Raw genomic sequence first — 15,949 nt, forward strand, 5'->3', positions numbered from 1 at the left:
TCCAAGGGGAGAGTTTGCGTTAGTGAACACCGAAGGTCGGTTTACCTCCTTCACTTCCTCCAGGTGGATCGAACACATATTCCTCGTAATCCATAGTGAAGACGGGATTTACCATAGCAGCATCGACGTAAACAGTGTAGTTGCCGCTTTCTGTTGCATGATTATAGAAGAGGTTGTTAGTATAGACAACATCAATCCAAGCCCAAACGTACACAAGGTAAGAATACTCGATACCCGAAGGCAGTTCGAGTGTAATGATGTAGGCAAATTCGTAATAATCGAAATCTGCTAGATCAAACCTCAGAAGAACATACACATCATCTTCAAAGGAATCGAGGTCCAAGTCGAGATAACAAGCATCTTCAATGGAAACATCAATTTCTGCAATAGACTCCTGTGAAGGGGTTTCAGTTGCTCTTGCGGAAGGGCTGGTGACCATAACTACACACAATGAGAATATCACTGCGATGATGACTGTTGTTTTCTTCAAACCCCACCATGAACGCCATCTTGGAGATTTCATGGTTATAAACTCTCTCTACCACGATTGCAAGAGAAGTATATATGGGTTGTGGGGATTCGTGTATGCAATTTTTCCAGAATGATTTATATAATCGGTTGTTATACGTGCGAAGCTATCAGGGGTTGAATTCCCCCTGCAAGGTCCCTTTAGGAGAGAAAGGGGCCAGCGGTGATTATTATGAGAAGAAAGAAACAATTGAAAATCTTCTCTGCGATTATAGTACCACTACTACTTTTTTCAAGCGCGAGTCTCGTGCTAAATGGTACTTTTGGCGGAGGGAAGATGGTGGATGCGGTCATCCTGTTCGAACCAGGAGTCGATGTCAATCTACATGGTGTAGAAATCGAGCATCGATATGAAGGATTGAATGGGATATCAGCACGACTCCCACTCTGGCTCTTTCGTTCACTCGAGTCAGCCTGGTATGTTGATGCAATCGTCCGTGATTCGAAGATGAGCCTCTTCCAAGACACATTGGATTGGGGCGTGGATGATGTCGAAGCAGAACGAGTCTGGGGCGGTGCAGAAGACGCCAAAGATGTCGTTTCGGGTAATGTTGCAGGAAACGGCATCAAGGTAGCTATCCTTGACACTGGCATAGATTATACACATCCCGACCTAGACGATGTCTATTCAGGTGGTTATGACTACGTCGATGATGATAGCGATCCCAAGGATGGAAATGGCCACGGAACACACTGTGCAGGAATAGTCGCAGCGGAGGACAACGGCGAAGGGGTGATTGGAGTTGCTCCAATGACATCTCTGTACGCTGTACGAGTGCTTGATGATCAAGGCTCTGGCTATACAAGTGATATTATCGCAGGCATCGACTGGGCGATAAACAATGGCATGAACGTCATCTCTATGAGTCTTGGCGGCGGTAGTTACGATGATGCATTTAATGACGCAATCAATCGTGCATATAATGCAGACATAGTAGTTTGCGCAGCATCAGGCAATGATGGAGAAGGGACTGTATCATATCCAGCAGCTTACACCAATGCAATAGCAGTAGGAGCAATCGATAGCAACCATGAGCTGGCCAGTTTCAGTAACTATGGTACCGAGCAGGAAGTTGTGGCACCAGGAGTGGATATCTATTCTACCATGCCAACATATAGAGTCACGCTGACTTCTTGGTGGTATGGCTACAGCAACAACTACGATCAAATGAGCGGAACATCCATGGCCTGTCCAATGGTAGCAGGAGTTGTATCCTTGATTCGTGACGCTAATCCCGACCTAACTGCACCAGAAGTAAGAGACATTCTACAAACTACTGCCGTAGATCTCGGATCCAGTGGGTGGGACCAATACTTTGGATATGGTGAAGTGGATGCAGAAGCGGCTGTCGACGATGCTGGAGGTACCTCAGACACCACACCACCAGCTAAGGTTACAGGTTTGACAGCGACCACTGTATCCCACTCTCAAATCGACCTAAGTTGGGATGCTAATACCGAGCATGATCTTTCGCATTACAATGTGTATCGTGATGGATTAAAGATTGCAGAAACAGCAAATACCCAGTACAGTGACACAGGGCTATCACCCGAAACGACATACACATACGAAGTATCAGCGGTCGACACATCGGGCAACGAAGGAGAGAAATCGGACCCTGCCTCAGCAACAACTGACACTGAACCTCCAGATACGACCCCACCAGCCAAGGTGACAGGTCTTACAGCAGACGCAATCTCACAGACCGAGATTGAGCTAAACTGGGATGCGAATACTGAATCAGACCTCGATCACTACAACGTCTACCGTGATGGTGTGAAGATAGCAGAGACTGCTAACAACTACTACACAGATACTGGGCTTTCTGCTGATACCACCTACACGTACGAGGTTTCTGCTGTCGATACCTCAAGTAACGAAGGCGAGAAGTCAGACCCTGCCTCAGCAACCACTTATGGCGATAATTCCATGCATGTTGCCAGCATAGATATGTGGTACGAGGAAGTCACATGGTGGTACTGGGTAATCGGCTATGATGTATACACTCAAGTAACCGTACACGATCAGAATGGGGATCCCCTGGAGGGAGCAACCGTTTATCTTGAGATGAGCCTGCCTGGAGGTGGAACTGCTACAAGCAGTGGAGATACAGGGACGGATGGAACGGTGACCTTTGTCTACGAGGCAGGGAGCAGTGAGACAGGCACCTATACATCAACAGTAACTGATGTTGTCAAGACAAGCTACACCTATGCTGAATCCCAAAATGTAGAGACTTCTGAGAGTCTCACAGTACCGTAGTTCAACAGACATGAAGCCCAAGGGAAATCCCTTGGGTTCCTTTTCTTTTTTGTAAACGTCTAGTTCGGCTAGTATTTTGGAGAAGCATTTCCATGTGGAAAAATAGAGGTGATACTGAACGAGGTTACCATTCAGATTCAGTTGGAGCGACTTTCACCCGGAAGCTTTCTCTCGCCACAATTTGAACCTCGGTTCCTATCGGTATTTCTCCTTCTTCGCATCTGGCATCCCAGATTTCCTGTCCCACCTTGACTTTTCCTTCCGTGGGAGTTACTGTTTTGGTTACTTTCCCAGTAACACCAGAAAGATCGTAAAGAGAATATGACTGTTCCTGGGACAATGTTGGAAACACCAGATAGAACTTCACCAAGACGAAAATACCAGCTCCAACCACGGTGAGTACGGTAACAATGAATAGATATTCGCGAGCAAAGAAATAGACAAGGAAGAGTATTAGCGGCACAAGGATTAGTTCATCGATAGTCATGGCAACGAATTTCACTTTTGGGGAGACCATACAGTACATCAACCTGTTCAGGTAAGTGTATGTAGATTAGTAGATACTGAGAAAAACCTTTGGTGGGGCATACACACGCTTAATTAGTAGATGGCCTTCGCTTGTGTAATGGTGACGGGCAGTGAAGACGGAGACTATCCAGATTATGGCTGGAGCAGCGGTCCTTTCTGCCTTCACGTATGTCCCGATATTAGCACGGGATTACCTAGGAGCAAACGAATTCTACGTAACATTGCTGGTAAGCTCCTATGCTGCTGCCATGTTTGTCTCAAGCTATGTTTTCGGACGAGCAGGCGACATTCATGGTCGCAGAGTGGTTCTAAGAATCGGCTTACTGCTTTCTACATTGAGCTTTGCTCTCCTTCTCATAGCTTCATCGCCAGAATCACTTTTCATCATCAGAGTGCTAAACGGCTTCTGTATTGGCATATATCCAGGAGCGCTGGCAGCGTATGCTCACGAATCCAAGATGGCAATGGGGAGATTCGCTACCTTTGGTGCGCTCGGATGGGGGTTTGGAACCGCGCTTGCCGGGTTGGCTGCAGGCTTCAATATCTATTATGCATTTGCTCTTTCCAGTCTTTTCTACATGATGGCATTTGCCACCTCAATGAAGCTGCCTCCAATAGAACACGATGAAATGGACGTCCCTTTGCTTCCAATGAAAACACTGAAGCAAAACCTCCCGGTCTATCTTGCAATTCTTATTCGCCACAGCAGTGCTTCCGCTGTGTGGACCCTATGGCCTCTTCTTCTTAGCGACTTGGGTGCTGACTTCTTCATGATTGGAATTGTTCAAGCTAGCAATTCAATTAGTCAGGTAATTTTCATGGCCGCCATTACGGACCGTATAGGATATGAGAAGCTAGTTATAATGGGACTTCTGGCGTCTGCCATAACATTTGCTTGGTTCGCCTTGGTAACCAATATCCTTCAGATGATTCCTGCTCAGATTCTTCTTGGATTCTCCTGGGCATGTCTGTATGTTGGGGCTCTTCGATATGTCACTGATCGAAATAAAGAGAAAAGCACAGCTTCGGGACTGCTTCAGTCAATGATGTCCATTTCAGGCGTCATAGGCCCCATTATAGCAACGATTCTCTATTTTGTCTGGCCAAGCTATACCCCCATACTGCTCAATGCTATGATAATGTCATTCGTGGCATTCATCATATTCACGTATGGAGTTAGAAAACGGAATGCCGCTAAGAGCGGCTACGCGGATACGGGCTTCCGCTTCTAGCGCGATTCATTCCAACTCCAGTGAAGAGTGTCATTCTCCAATAGCGGCATCACCGACTTCACCTGTTCGGACCATGAGGGTGAGAATCAGTGAGATGACGAAGAAAGTAATTGAAAGCGGGAAAAGCACTGCTATGGAGGTCAAATCGAAAATGACTCCGCTTATGAATGGACCAACAATAGCAGCTGTCATACTGCTGGCATAGTACAGCCCAGTTCCGGCACCAACTTTCTCCTGACCTATAAGCTGCCAAATCATGACGATACTGTTAACATTAACAAAAGCCCAACCCACCCCAGCTACACCTAGAATTCCAAGAATCAGCCAGTAATCAACTGTAAACCATAGCACAAAGAGTGAGGCAATCATGATACATAGACCCACTAGTATGGTCCGTCTTCGCCCAATTTTCCCTGCAATATAACCTGCGGGAACAGCGAAGATGACAAAGGACAAAGCAATCCCATTCAGTAGGAACGATGCGTCGGCAGTAAGAAAACCGAGGACTTCTTTGCCATAGCGGGTAAACCATGTTTCAATAGCGTTATAGCCGAAGAACCAGAACAGAATGGCGCCAAGCAATGCAGCTGCAGACTTGTCCTCCGAGAAAGACACGGTCTGGAAAGCTTCGATGATACCCATCTTATCACGTGCATCATGAGGAACTTCTGGTTCCTTAACAACGAAGAAGAGGATAATCACAGAGACAACCATAATCACTGATGTTGTCAGAAAAGCGAGGACTGGACCCGATTGAGCCGCTGTTACTCCAAGGAGTGAACCTAGAGCGGGATCACTTATTTTGTAAATCTGAGATGCCACAGCGAAAGCGTAGATGGCCCCAATCCCGCCCATCAGATTGATGACGCCATTAGCTTTGGACCGGTGTTCTTCAGGTACCAAATCAGGCATCAGTGCCACAACCGGTGCTCGGTAGAAAGCCATTGCGATGTTGAAAGAGGTGATGAATGCGAACATTGCCCAAAAGCCGAATACTGCCCAGCCATATGCCACGAGTGTGAAAAATGCTGCTGCGATCGGTGCACCAATCATGATATACGGCATCCTTCGCCCCCATTTCGTTTGAGTAGCATCAGACTTAGCGCCGATGTATGGCTGCATGAAGAGAGCAACTGCATTATCAAGGACCATAACAGCGCCGATAATCGTGTTTTGAAGATCACCAACGATGAATGTAGGAAGGAAATCGGCAGGAAGGTAGCTATTATACACACTCCAGCTTATACCTGTCGTAAAGAAACCCAAACCTATTGCCAGAACATACAGCCAGCGCATCTTCTCCGGCTCGTAGGACTCTGTATCCTCGGAGGCCGAATCTTGCACGGGCATCTTCGCTGTTTCGGTATTATTCGACTCGTCATCTGTTGCCAAAAGAATTCACCAACGAAAGCCAAGGTGAGAAATGGCTTCCCTGTATAAGAATGCACATGGTAGTAGCATTGACATTGAATGCACCATTTTCAAAGGGCCCTATCATCGGGTTCATATGAGCTAGGCAAATGGTTCTGCCTGTGTTATGATGGAATTGGATGTTACGTTCTTTGTCAGACCAGCAGTCTGGGTTGTACTGAAGGAGTTATCATGGGGAGACCGATTTGAACACGACCTTTCTGGGAAAGTCGAGAAAGAAATCGATAGCACCAGCATGCCCTTCGGAGAGGTGGCAGATAAGCTTGTAGGATCTGAGATATGTTACCGATTCAAAGGCGGAGAAGGTAACCCGTACTTGACACTAACCGAGAAGGGCTGGACAATAACGGAAAAACTACTGGCAATCGAGGATATCCTGAAAGATTGGACATAGTACGGGGTATCCAGAACGGTAGGATAACATATCCTATTACTCAGTGGGATTTCTCGACGTTTATGGCTTCATCATATTCAAATGGAATGCATGAATCTCTCCTATGCGGTAATGAAATCACTTCATGAGGAAACCAAATGTGCTACTGAATCATCTCTCGTCTTTGCGGTGCCCAAAGTGCCAAGGCAAGTTGAATCTCTCAGACACATCAAATATCTCCAACCGAATACTCCAGAATACACTCTACTGTGATAATGGGCATTGCTGGCAAATTAAGGATGGAATCGTTTCACTCAACCATCCGAAATTCATTCGCAGAAAAGAAACAGATGTACGAGGAAAAATACTTCGAGGGGTCTTAAAGGAAAAAGACTCACTTAACTTGAGCCTGGAGGATATCATGAAACCTGTGAGGGAATGTATACCTCATCACAGCGGTATTCGTATTCTTGAGATGTCTGCAGGAGGATTTACGAGCTACCTGCTACTCCAAGATATGTTAGACAACCTCGAGGGTACACCCGAACTGCATGCAATGGATTCAAGCGCAGAAAGGTTGAATCATACAATGCACAAAATCTACGAGCAGGATATACCAGTAACAGGCGTACATGGTAATGAAACCCATGCGCCGTACCCTGCAGAATGGTTTGATCTGGTTTTTCAGATTGGTCAACTAAGTACCTTTAGAAGCAAGGAGACCATCATGAAAGAAATGCTGCGCCTTGTTGCCCCAAGTGGTTCAGCGGTAATTCTTGATTGGGGTATGTCGCCAAAAATCAGAGATAAGGGGAGTAGCGAAAGGCTATTGAAGGATCTTCAGCCACTCGCCAATAGACCTCCCCTAGAGTCGCTACCTAACGACGTAGATAGCGCGGAGATAGAGTACATAGCGCGAGATTTGATGTTCTCCATCCGGATGCAGAAATGAATCGGTAAGCATCCGGATGTAGGAGAAGCCTATGTTGGTTCCCAACTCAGGACTTCTTCACGGGTCAAATCGTCGCCATGATTGTGATCAGGTTGATTCTGTGATTCTTCGTGATTCATAATATCATCATCCAGTTTGAAGTGATAATAGGAAAGGGAGAGAAGCGGGTCGCTTGCTTCATCTCATCTACCTACGATAGATGTAAGCATAGCAGACCGCATCTGCTCTCTCAACTTTCTTCCTGTTGTTCACACCGAGTATTCCTTTCTTCGAATTTCGTTCTACAGCCATCTTTTTTCACCATATTAGTTTGTTAAGCAAACTATTTCTCTGTATATAGTACAAACTCAAAAGCATATAAAGGTTTGCTTTGCAAACTATTCCTAAGAAAAAAGTAAAAGGTTTAAACGTTAAACTTTAAAATGGAATTCTACATAAAACACAATGGGAAAAGAGGTACTAGCCTTGGCGCATGAGATTACATTTACAGAAGAAACCGACAGTCTCGAAGGTATCGAGCTGACTCCAGAGGGCAAGAAAGCCCAGAAGGAACTCGAATTTGTCAAGGAAGCAAGTCGTGCCGAATTGCTTGATGACCCGGTGAGATTAGAGATAGTCAAGATTCTCAGGCAAGGAATCCAAGACACGCAAACCACACGAGAGTTCAATGAGGAAAACAACGAAACCATCATACGCAAGAAAGAGGTCAGACGTAACATCATGTCTGTAACCGAAATCGTGAAGGTTAGCGAGGAAAATGAACAATTCAACAAGGTGACCAAAAACCAAGCCTACTACCATCTGCCCAAATTAATCGAAGCGAATTTTGTAATAAAGTATGGTACCGTGGAAACAGGCGACAGAACCACCGACTATTATAGACGAACTGCACGAAGCTTCGTTCTTACTAGAGGCAGAATCGTAACGGGTCAGAAAGAGGTACGAGAACGAAACGAGAAACATGTTAAGCTACTTTCTCGGGTATTTGACTTGGGCTTATCTGAGGAAGATAAGGAAAAGCTGGTGGAGTTACTTGTTAGCGCTGAAGACACAATCAATAAAGCAAGGCCAGAAATGGCTGAAAGAATCAGCGGTGATGTAGCCGACAAAGAGGTCATAGACACCTGGATGTGGCTGCTAAGATTGTATGCTTTTGGCGATGAAGAATGGGTGAAGCTCCAACGGAACATGCATGATCTAGTATTTGGAAAAGAGTCTCAAGAGTAAACTACAGAAGAAGCTACATCAGGCGGAAAAGATGGATGTAGCAAATTAGATTTGACCCTTAAGAGTAAGGGCGGTCCTTGCTAGATCGATAATCGCAAGCTCGGGTTCTGAATCAGTCTGTGCCCAGGCAATAAGCCATGTTCCGCTCTCAACCTTGCGCATCAGAATATGACCGTTTTTCTTTGCCGATGCTATGTAATAGTCTGAGCTGCACTCGACTTGTATGTAGGGCTTCCCCCCTACCACGATTGCCGGAGCATCGTTGACAAAAGCTTTGGCCAGCTGCTCCGTATCCTCGGCTAGATCCCAGTTATTCGTTTGCCAGACGATCTGCCCATCTTTGAAAACTGCAAAAGCACCTATCTTGGGATTGTTCTCATAAAGAAGAGTCCAAGAATTTTCGATACTGCTCAGTGATATACTCTCCTTTTAGGTGGATATGGCACGGCATAGTATTCGCGGTTGTCAAAGTACTGTCCTATCGGCTGCTGCCTGAAGGACTATACCTTGCCTTTCAATGACTTGGCTGCGCGATCGACGTCTACATAGATTCCGTCAGGTGCAGCATCCTTGGCTGCCCATGCTACTGCCCACTTGCCGTCTTCTATCTTGGCAAGCACGAGAGTACCATTACCCTGAACGTTTCTCGCTACCAAACTTTCTGGAGTTGTGCGTATCGTGCTGTATTTAACCTCATTCTGCTTCACACTTGTTGCTTCATTCTTCACGGCAGAAATCAGGCTTTGAGCGTCATTCTGAAGGTCCCAGTTGTCGCTCTGCCACAATACTTCGCCGCTTTCAGAGATGACTCCAAAAGCTTGAACCATTTCGCCGCTGTCTTCATAGGCCTGTGTATATGCTTCCATTACAGGATCTGACATTGTATTGTTCACCCGTACTTGAATTGTAGGAGCACAAGTCCATTTAAAGAAATTCTTGATAACCTCAATTCTTGCACGCAAGAGGACTCAGAAGTCTACATTGTTAGTGGAAAGGACCACCGATGGTGTGATAGCTACCCAAAGACTTGTTATTCGCCCTGCAAGCCACACATACTGGAGAGTAATCCCCATGTCTGTAAGCAAAGAAGTCATTTGGCAGGCCGATGCTGGAACGTTCTTGCGTGTGTTCGTGAAACCAAGGTCTGGGAAACGTAATCTACTTGAAGAAATGACCAAAAACACGATACAGCTTAATCTCAAGTCATCAGCAAGACGTGGCAAAGCCAACAAGGAACTGCTGAAACGAGTATCCAAGGTTCTAGGCATATCTTCAGGGGATATCTCACTGGTAGCAGGACAGCGTTCAAGAGATAAAACGCTGCTCATCCCAAGTATGGAGCCTGATGAAATCATCGAAGCTTTTGAGAGCCTGAAGGAAGAATAGACGAAATCTCAATTGGTTATCATATGAAGACACAGGGATGGGCTGATGGCCTCCGAAGATCTGGTTTTGAGCAATAAGAACAGGTCAAAGCGGTCATTACTCGCGGGGCTCTTTTCTGCCGGCCTTTTCTACATATTTTTCAGTCTATGGCGAGGTCGCTTTCCCAATCCTGCAATTATTACAGCAATTATCATTGAACTGGTACTCCTTTATGCTGCGCTTTTCGAACCAACCCCCACCAAGAAACGACTTGTGACCGGACTAACGGTAATCGTGCTATATTCAGTACTAAGTGTGATAGCAGGCTGGTTCTCAGAGATAGTTGTTATGGCAGCAGGCGGAATAGCAATCTATGCCTTTATGATGAGTGAACCCAACTTCCCGTTGACAAAGCGAGCGCTCACGACGGGTTTGATTGTTGGTACGGTTTACACATTTCTTGGAATCTATCTAGCGCTTAAACTAGGTATCGTCTATTTCATTGGTGCAGAAATGCTCGGTTTCATCGTTTTAACCCTTCACGGTCAATACACTCCAGAAGAGAATACGATTGTAGTAGCCATCGCAAACGGATCCTCCATGATTTCGGTTGGGGTCCTCATCACTTTCCCAGCTATCGCGATATTCCAACCGGAGATAGCACCTAGTCTCATTACCTATCCCTTCGTTGCATTCGTCACCTTCGTGAGTGCAGTTTTCGGTATGATACTACTTACACCCTTTCGTGAGAGATTCGACAAGCAGCCATGGCCCCAAGCTCAACCACAAGCAGAATGCATAGTCTCACTGGGAAAAGAGGAGGAAGCAAAGAAAGCTGTTCTAGCGGGTATGGGAGGTTCGGTCATATGGATGGGTGCGACAAAAATTGTAGAAGAAGCGACAGGGGGTACCCTCGATTCGCTGCCAAATGCATTGCAACCGATTTTACCTGCAGTTAGGGCAATACCAGATTGGATTGGAATCAGCAATTCACCATTGATTGCAAGCATGGGCTTCTTCATGGGCTGGAAAAGAACTCTTGCTTTATCTTTGGGAAGCGCTGCATCGCTCCTCATTTGGGTGTTTGTAGAAAGACTACAGCCCGTTACATATGCAGCACATCTCCATAGACCTGAAATACTCTATCTAGCTCTTGGTGTTTTTGCCGCTGTAATTGGTGGCGACATCATAGCCACAAGAGAAGAGACTATGACCGTAGAAGAATTTGAGGCGGCGGTGAACAGACAACCGAATCGTGCTGAACAGCTAATTATTGACCGACCGCACCGACCATCAGAAGTGTCGGAGTATATCGATGATGTGGACAAACAGACAATGTCGTTGAAAGTGTTCAAGAAAGAAGTCGAGCGTATGGTACGTGATCCAAGAGGGTACTTGGATGCCACAAGAGGGAAACTGCCAATTTGGCTTGCAGCTGTGTCTCTCGCGCTTTTCACGGCTACAGGGATAATTACATTCTGGTTTCTCAAACCGTTTGCTGATCTTACTATTCATTGGTTGCTATTCATCCTTGGCGCGCCACTTGTACTCCTTTCTGCATACTTTACTGCCCGAGCTATCAGCGAAACTGGAATGCTGGCAGGCTATATCTCCGACATAATAGCTGTTCCAGCTATAATCTTCTTCCGCCTTTCATTTGCAGCTGTAACAACATTCATGGCGATGCTAGGTGCCTTGCAGGACGCCGCAATTGCTTTGTTACTCCATTTGAAGCTTGGAAAATTGACTGGAGTGAAAGGGAAAACGATTCTCAAAGCAGTATTTGTCGGTACGATTCTTGCTACAACTTTTGGTTCGTTAATCACATACAGTATCTACAGTCAATGGGGGTTTGGTGGCACCGAATTCCCTGCCCCCGCAGCTCAGTTATTTGGATTTCTAGTAATCAGTCTGCGAGGGCTCGGGAATCTTGCACTACCAGGACTTGATAGATTACCAGGTATACATCCCATGCTTGGGTTTTTCTATCTAATGTCGTTCGGCATAGTTGGTGCACTCACCGGACGGGAATTGAATAAGAGAGATATGAGCGCAATCAGTCTTGCAGTAGGATTGCTTATCCCACCAGCAACATCAGCAGCTATGATTATTGGAGGGCTCATTGATTATCGGCTCAAGAAACTAGAGCAGATTGATGACAAAGAAGTATGTAAAAACAGACAAAATCGAACTACACGGGTACTAAGCGGTGTTGTTGCAGGAGAAGCGATAGTAACCATACTTTGGGTACTGTGGAGCGTGACCAACTTCCTTTTCATTTAGGATGTAGATCATTGATTCTCTGACCGGATAAGAGAATCGGTTTACTTGCAGAATAAGTTCTCCGTTCATGTCTTGGATTGCCTATCGAACGAACACGAGATTCTATGTATTGTTTCCAAAGGTCTCCTCCAAGACCGCATCCCATTCATCTTCTTCCTCTGTACTTCTCGAGGGGGTTTCTTCTTCATGGCCTTCTAACCGTTTCTTTCGTTCTTCTCGTATCCGCTTCTGCTCACGCTCAGCATCAGTCATTTCTAGCTCTTCAATCTCTTCGTCTCTGCTGACCCATCCAATTACTAATGCGACAAACGGGAAAAGCAAAACAATTGGCACGAGCAGAAGGAGAACTATCTCGGGCTGCAAAAGCTCAACACTATTTGCTATGCCTGGTGGTAATTCAAGAAAGGAAAGGAATACTCGTGGATTGAGAAGGACGAATGACAACAAGACCACACTTACAAGTCGAATACCAGAACCGATAATTGTAGATCCTATCACATATTGTTGTGATGGCGCTGCCGCTCGAGCAGTCAGTTCATCCCGTGCTTGCGGGTCCTGTTCCAAGAGATCGTCTACATAATGCTGTAGTCGCCGCACATCACTGATTGCATCGAGGTTTTCAAGAACATCTTTGTCTCCAAGCACTTGTCTTTCAATAGCTTCTCGAAGGTATGAAAAAATAGTTGCGCCTGAAGATCGGCTCATTGAAGTACTAGAGACCTTCCGTTCCCGTTCGATTGCATCTTGTTTTCGGGTAGCTTGGCGAAGAGCTAGCAGCTGTTTCTTTAACGTCTCTTCACGGTCCTCTACAGGTTTCCCAACCGAGTAGCTATAAACCATCTGATAGCTGACTTCTAGGTAGGCAAAAGATACTAGCGCAAGAATCTGTACAGAACTTGTTGCAAATTCTAAGAAGTTTGTGGGAAATACAATGAAGTTGGGAATACCTAAGTTGCGAAATGCTGCCACAACAAGAATCGACTGTATCGCTATGAAGGCACCTCCAACAAAACGATGCTCAAGACGATACAATGATTGAAGAAACAATGCAACCCCTACTCCAGCACAGAAAAAGTAGAGAAAAATGAAAGCCTGATCCCATAGTGACAGAGCAAGCGATAGGATATCACCCTGTATTGACGCGAAAATCTCTTGAGCGCTGGTAAGAGGGCCATTTACTCCATATGGTTGAAGATACCACATTCGAAGAATGAGCGTATTGTACAAACCAATGACAAGTTCATTTGTAGCAGCAGGCCCAGCTCCCACCAAGGTCAAGAGACCAGCAATCGTCGTGATGGATACCAAGAACACGAGTAAAGACAGCAAACGAAACACTGTGACAACAAACACGTAGGGTGCTGCCCACGACCAGATACCTTCCGGATAAAGGAGACTATAGACTAACCATGCCATGTACACGAAAAGTGCCGTTGAGGCTATCCGGAGTATCCATGTGACTGCCTTCAGAATAAAGCCACTCCTTGACGTTTAGCGCGTTCATACTGCTCAATCACAGTGGGGAGGAAGTCTTCCGGCCCCACATTGACTACTTCAATACCAAACCTTGAGAGTGCCCTTCCGATTTTCATGCGGCGTTCCCAGAGTTCCTCAGATACCGCTTCAGCTAGTACTTTCTCTACAGGACCAAATTGACCAACTGGAGCCTCAAACCAAGGTCCAAAGGGGCTAATAACCATCGCCTTATGTCCGTTAGCGATAAGCGTCTTCATCGCGTTGAGGAGAGGCGTTGGGCTAGCTTCCAGGTCAGTTAGCCAGATGAAGAAACTTCGTTTCCGAACCTTTTCAGTTACCTTTGAAATGGCACGTTCGTAGTTGCTCCATCCCCCGGGTTCAGCCATAGCCAAAGCTTCGAGAACATCATACATATGGTTTGGACGCAAACTGGGTTCAACGATAGAGTGAACAATATCACTGAATACACACGTTCCAACCAAGTCCTTGCGTTCCAGTCCAAGGTGTGATAGGAGAACCGCAGATCGTATCGCATATTCGAGTTTGGTATTTTCGGGATACCCGTTTCCCATGCTTCCGCTACAATCAATCATACAAACAATCTGGATGTTTTTTTCCTGCTCATACTGTTTTACTACAATATCATCACGTTTTGCGCTGCTCTTCCAATCGATAAGCCGGAAAGGATCACCAGGCGTATATTCACGGAAACCAGCAAACTCCGTTCCCATCCCCACGGTCTTTGTTCTGTGTGCTCCAAACATAAGGCCAAGCTGTCGCTGTTTACCGAGGGCTTCTAGCCTTCTAACGTCCTGCCATGTCGGGTATACAAGCACTTCGGTAGATTCCGTAAGAAGCCGCTTATAGTAATGCAATCCAAGACGGTCTCGCATAACGACTTCTGTCGGACCAAGAAAGTACCGCCCGCGCATCCTCGCCTGTAGTATGTAAGAAAAGGTGATGGTACTACCAGGCTCTATCCGTGAAGCAATGAAATTCTCCCCGATTGCGAGAATCCATGTTTCTGGGTATCGATCATGTATCTCAATGAAATCAAAATGACGAGACGAATTGTTTCTGACTGTTACCTTTATTTTCACAAAATCGCCAGAAAATATCTTCCTCTTGTGGAGTTCTCGCTCAATTTCAATACCAGCAACATTGGCAGTTGTTGCAAACAAGGGGAGTGTGATAACGAGACCAACAAGCAGATACACGCCAGCTACTACGAGATAGTAGTTCACGAAAGAGAAACCACTAGTGAGGAGTAGAACCCCTGCGAATACAACCATGAAGCCTCGCTCTGTCAGCACACCTAATCGTCTCCAACCAATATGACAACAACTGTTTGTTATCGCGGGCAGTCGACTTCTCCCAGTATCTTACTTACCACGCGTTCAACGGTAAGACCTTCAAGTTCTGCTTCGGGCTTCAGGATAAGCCGATGGTTCAGAGCTTGAACAGCGAGCTTCCGAACATCTTCGGGAATAACATAGTCGCGACCATGCATTGCAGCCCGAGCTTTGGAGGCATTCATCAACACCAGAGATGCTCTCGGAGAACCACCCAGAAGAATCTGAGGGTCGTTACGCGTTCGGACAATCATATCACGTATGTAATTGACAATATCTTCGTCGATATGTACAGTCCTGCAGGCCTCCTGCATTTTTACAATAATACCGGGGCTCGCAAGCACCCGTAGATCTGTCACCTCGCCTCTGTGTTTCCGTCGTACTATCTCTGCCTCTTCGCTGGGTGTCGGATAGTCAAGAATCAGACGAAACATAAAGCGATCCAGTTGAGCTTCAGGAAGAGGATACGTTCCTTCCTGTTCAACAGGATTCTGCGTGGCAATCATGAGGAAGGGACGTGGTAATTTCCGCGTTACACCTTCCGTTGAAACCTGCCGTTCTTCCATGACCTCAAGTAATGCACTCTGAGATTTTGGAGGACACCTGTTAATCTCGTCAGCAAGAACCAGATTCGCGAAAACAGGTCCCTTGCGAAACCAAAATTCTGAGCTCTTTTGATTGTACACATTACTTCCAAGCAGGTCTGCGGGCAATGTATCAACTGTCAGTTGTATTCGGTTGAATTTGCAGCCCAGTATAGAAGCAAAGGTGCGAGCCATGTATGTTTTCGCTAAACCTGGCACTCCTTCTAGTACAACATGCCCATCTGAAAGAAGGGCAGTAAGTGTATTCCGGAGGATGCGGGTCTTGCCAACAATTACCCGCTGGCACTCCTTGATTATAGCATTTGAAAGCTTATGAACATCGTCTATAGTCATC

Annotated in this window: 15 protein-coding genes; 7 read left to right on the top strand and 8 right to left on the bottom strand. The window is 46.0% G+C overall.

Features of this window, described 5'->3' with window-relative positions; translation table 11 throughout:
* Positions 1 to 19 precede the first annotated feature (19 nt).
* The gene (locus GF309_12320) at positions 20 to 523 is read right to left on the bottom strand and encodes a hypothetical protein (protein MBD3159569.1); all 504 of its coding nucleotides are present in this window, start codon (positions 521 to 523) and stop codon (positions 20 to 22) included.
* 177 nt (positions 524 to 700) lie between these two features.
* Here GF309_12320 and GF309_12325 point away from each other — a divergent pair, with 177 nt between their 5' ends.
* Positions 701 to 2,791: a S8 family serine peptidase gene (locus GF309_12325; protein ID MBD3159570.1), complete on the top strand. Its 2,091-nt coding sequence runs from the start codon at positions 701 to 703 to the stop codon at positions 2,789 to 2,791.
* A 124-nt stretch (positions 2,792 to 2,915) separates the two neighbouring features.
* On the opposite strand, the gene GF309_12330 is transcribed toward GF309_12325, so the two are convergent.
* Entirely contained in the window at positions 2,916 to 3,317 is a 402-nt protein-coding gene (locus tag GF309_12330) for a hypothetical protein (protein MBD3159571.1), read from the bottom strand.
* Between the two features lie 112 nt (positions 3,318 to 3,429).
* Here GF309_12330 and GF309_12335 point away from each other — a divergent pair, with 112 nt between their 5' ends.
* Positions 3,430 to 4,551, top strand: coding sequence for an MFS transporter (locus GF309_12335; protein MBD3159572.1), 1,122 nt, complete (start codon positions 3,430 to 3,432; stop codon positions 4,549 to 4,551).
* Between the two features lie 30 nt (positions 4,552 to 4,581).
* Here the strand turns inward: GF309_12335 and GF309_12340 are convergent, their stop codons facing one another.
* The gene (locus GF309_12340; GenBank protein ID MBD3159573.1) at positions 4,582 to 5,943 is read right to left on the bottom strand and encodes an MFS transporter; all 1,362 of its coding nucleotides are present in this window, start codon (positions 5,941 to 5,943) and stop codon (positions 4,582 to 4,584) included.
* Between the two features lie 145 nt (positions 5,944 to 6,088).
* Here GF309_12340 and GF309_12345 point away from each other — a divergent pair, with 145 nt between their 5' ends.
* From GF309_12345 to GF309_12355, 3 genes are all read left to right on the top strand, one after another.
* Complete coding sequence (locus tag GF309_12345; GenBank protein ID MBD3159574.1) at positions 6,089 to 6,376, top strand: hypothetical protein; 288 nt, start codon at positions 6,089 to 6,091, stop codon at positions 6,374 to 6,376.
* Positions 6,377 to 6,500: 124 nt separating this feature from the next.
* Positions 6,501 to 7,307 carry a methyltransferase domain-containing protein gene (locus tag GF309_12350; GenBank protein MBD3159575.1) on the top strand — a complete coding sequence of 269 codons (807 nt, stop codon included), beginning with the start codon at positions 6,501 to 6,503 and terminating at the stop codon, positions 7,305 to 7,307.
* A gap of 465 nt (positions 7,308 to 7,772) precedes the next feature.
* Positions 7,773 to 8,534, top strand: coding sequence for a hypothetical protein (locus tag GF309_12355; protein MBD3159576.1), 762 nt, complete (start codon positions 7,773 to 7,775; stop codon positions 8,532 to 8,534).
* A 45-nt stretch (positions 8,535 to 8,579) separates the two neighbouring features.
* On the opposite strand, the gene GF309_12360 is transcribed toward GF309_12355, so the two are convergent.
* Positions 8,580 to 8,780: a hypothetical protein gene (locus tag GF309_12360; GenBank protein MBD3159577.1), complete on the bottom strand. Its 201-nt coding sequence runs from the start codon at positions 8,778 to 8,780 to the stop codon at positions 8,580 to 8,582.
* Between the two features lie 254 nt (positions 8,781 to 9,034).
* Entirely contained in the window at positions 9,035 to 9,415 is a 381-nt protein-coding gene (locus GF309_12365) for a hypothetical protein (GenBank protein MBD3159578.1), read from the bottom strand.
* A 190-nt stretch (positions 9,416 to 9,605) separates the two neighbouring features.
* Between GF309_12365 and GF309_12370 the strand changes: the two genes are divergently transcribed.
* Entirely contained in the window at positions 9,606 to 9,920 is a 315-nt protein-coding gene (locus tag GF309_12370) for a hypothetical protein (GenBank protein MBD3159579.1), read from the top strand.
* 45 nt (positions 9,921 to 9,965) lie between these two features.
* A complete protein-coding gene (locus GF309_12375; GenBank protein ID MBD3159580.1) occupies positions 9,966 to 12,182 on the top strand; it encodes a hypothetical protein in 2,217 nt (738 codons plus the stop codon).
* A 102-nt stretch (positions 12,183 to 12,284) separates the two neighbouring features.
* Here GF309_12375 and GF309_12380 read toward each other — a convergent pair whose 3' ends face one another.
* From GF309_12380 to GF309_12390, 3 genes are read right to left on the bottom strand one after another with little or no spacing between them, the layout of a single operon-like run.
* Positions 12,285 to 13,598, bottom strand: coding sequence for a hypothetical protein (locus tag GF309_12380; GenBank protein ID MBD3159581.1), 1,314 nt, complete (start codon positions 13,596 to 13,598; stop codon positions 12,285 to 12,287).
* 50 nt (positions 13,599 to 13,648) lie between these two features.
* On the bottom strand, positions 13,649 to 14,971 hold the full coding sequence (locus GF309_12385; GenBank protein ID MBD3159582.1) for a DUF58 domain-containing protein: 1,323 nt from the start codon (positions 14,969 to 14,971) through the stop codon (positions 13,649 to 13,651).
* Positions 14,972 to 15,009: 38 nt separating this feature from the next.
* Positions 15,010 to 15,948: an AAA domain-containing protein gene (locus GF309_12390; GenBank protein ID MBD3159583.1), complete on the bottom strand. Its 939-nt coding sequence runs from the start codon at positions 15,946 to 15,948 to the stop codon at positions 15,010 to 15,012.
* Between the last annotated feature and the right edge of the window lies 1 nt (position 15,949).

Source organism: Candidatus Lokiarchaeota archaeon (assembly GCA_014730275.1).
Taxonomy (GTDB): Archaea; Asgardarchaeota; Thorarchaeia; order Thorarchaeales; family Thorarchaeaceae; genus WJIL01.

Coding starts and splice junctions, on each gene's coding strand:
- GF309_12350 (MBD3159575.1), top strand. CDS start 6,501: ATGAGGAAACCAAATGTGCTACTGAATCATCTCTCGTCTTTGCGGTGC.
- GF309_12365 (MBD3159578.1), bottom strand. CDS start 9,415: ATGTCAGATCCTGTAATGGAAGCATATACACAGGCCTATGAAGACAGC.
- GF309_12390 (MBD3159583.1), bottom strand. CDS start 15,948: ATGACTATAGACGATGTTCATAAGCTTTCAAATGCTATAATCAAGGAG.
- GF309_12320 (MBD3159569.1), bottom strand. CDS start 523: ATGAAATCTCCAAGATGGCGTTCATGGTGGGGTTTGAAGAAAACAACA.
- GF309_12345 (MBD3159574.1), top strand. CDS start 6,089: ATGATGGAATTGGATGTTACGTTCTTTGTCAGACCAGCAGTCTGGGTT.
- GF309_12380 (MBD3159581.1), bottom strand. CDS start 13,598: ATGGCATGGTTAGTCTATAGTCTCCTTTATCCGGAAGGTATCTGGTCG.
- GF309_12325 (MBD3159570.1), top strand. CDS start 701: ATGAGAAGAAAGAAACAATTGAAAATCTTCTCTGCGATTATAGTACCA.
- GF309_12375 (MBD3159580.1), top strand. CDS start 9,966: ATGGCCTCCGAAGATCTGGTTTTGAGCAATAAGAACAGGTCAAAGCGG.
- GF309_12330 (MBD3159571.1), bottom strand. CDS start 3,317: ATGTACTGTATGGTCTCCCCAAAAGTGAAATTCGTTGCCATGACTATC.
- GF309_12370 (MBD3159579.1), top strand. CDS start 9,606: ATGTCTGTAAGCAAAGAAGTCATTTGGCAGGCCGATGCTGGAACGTTC.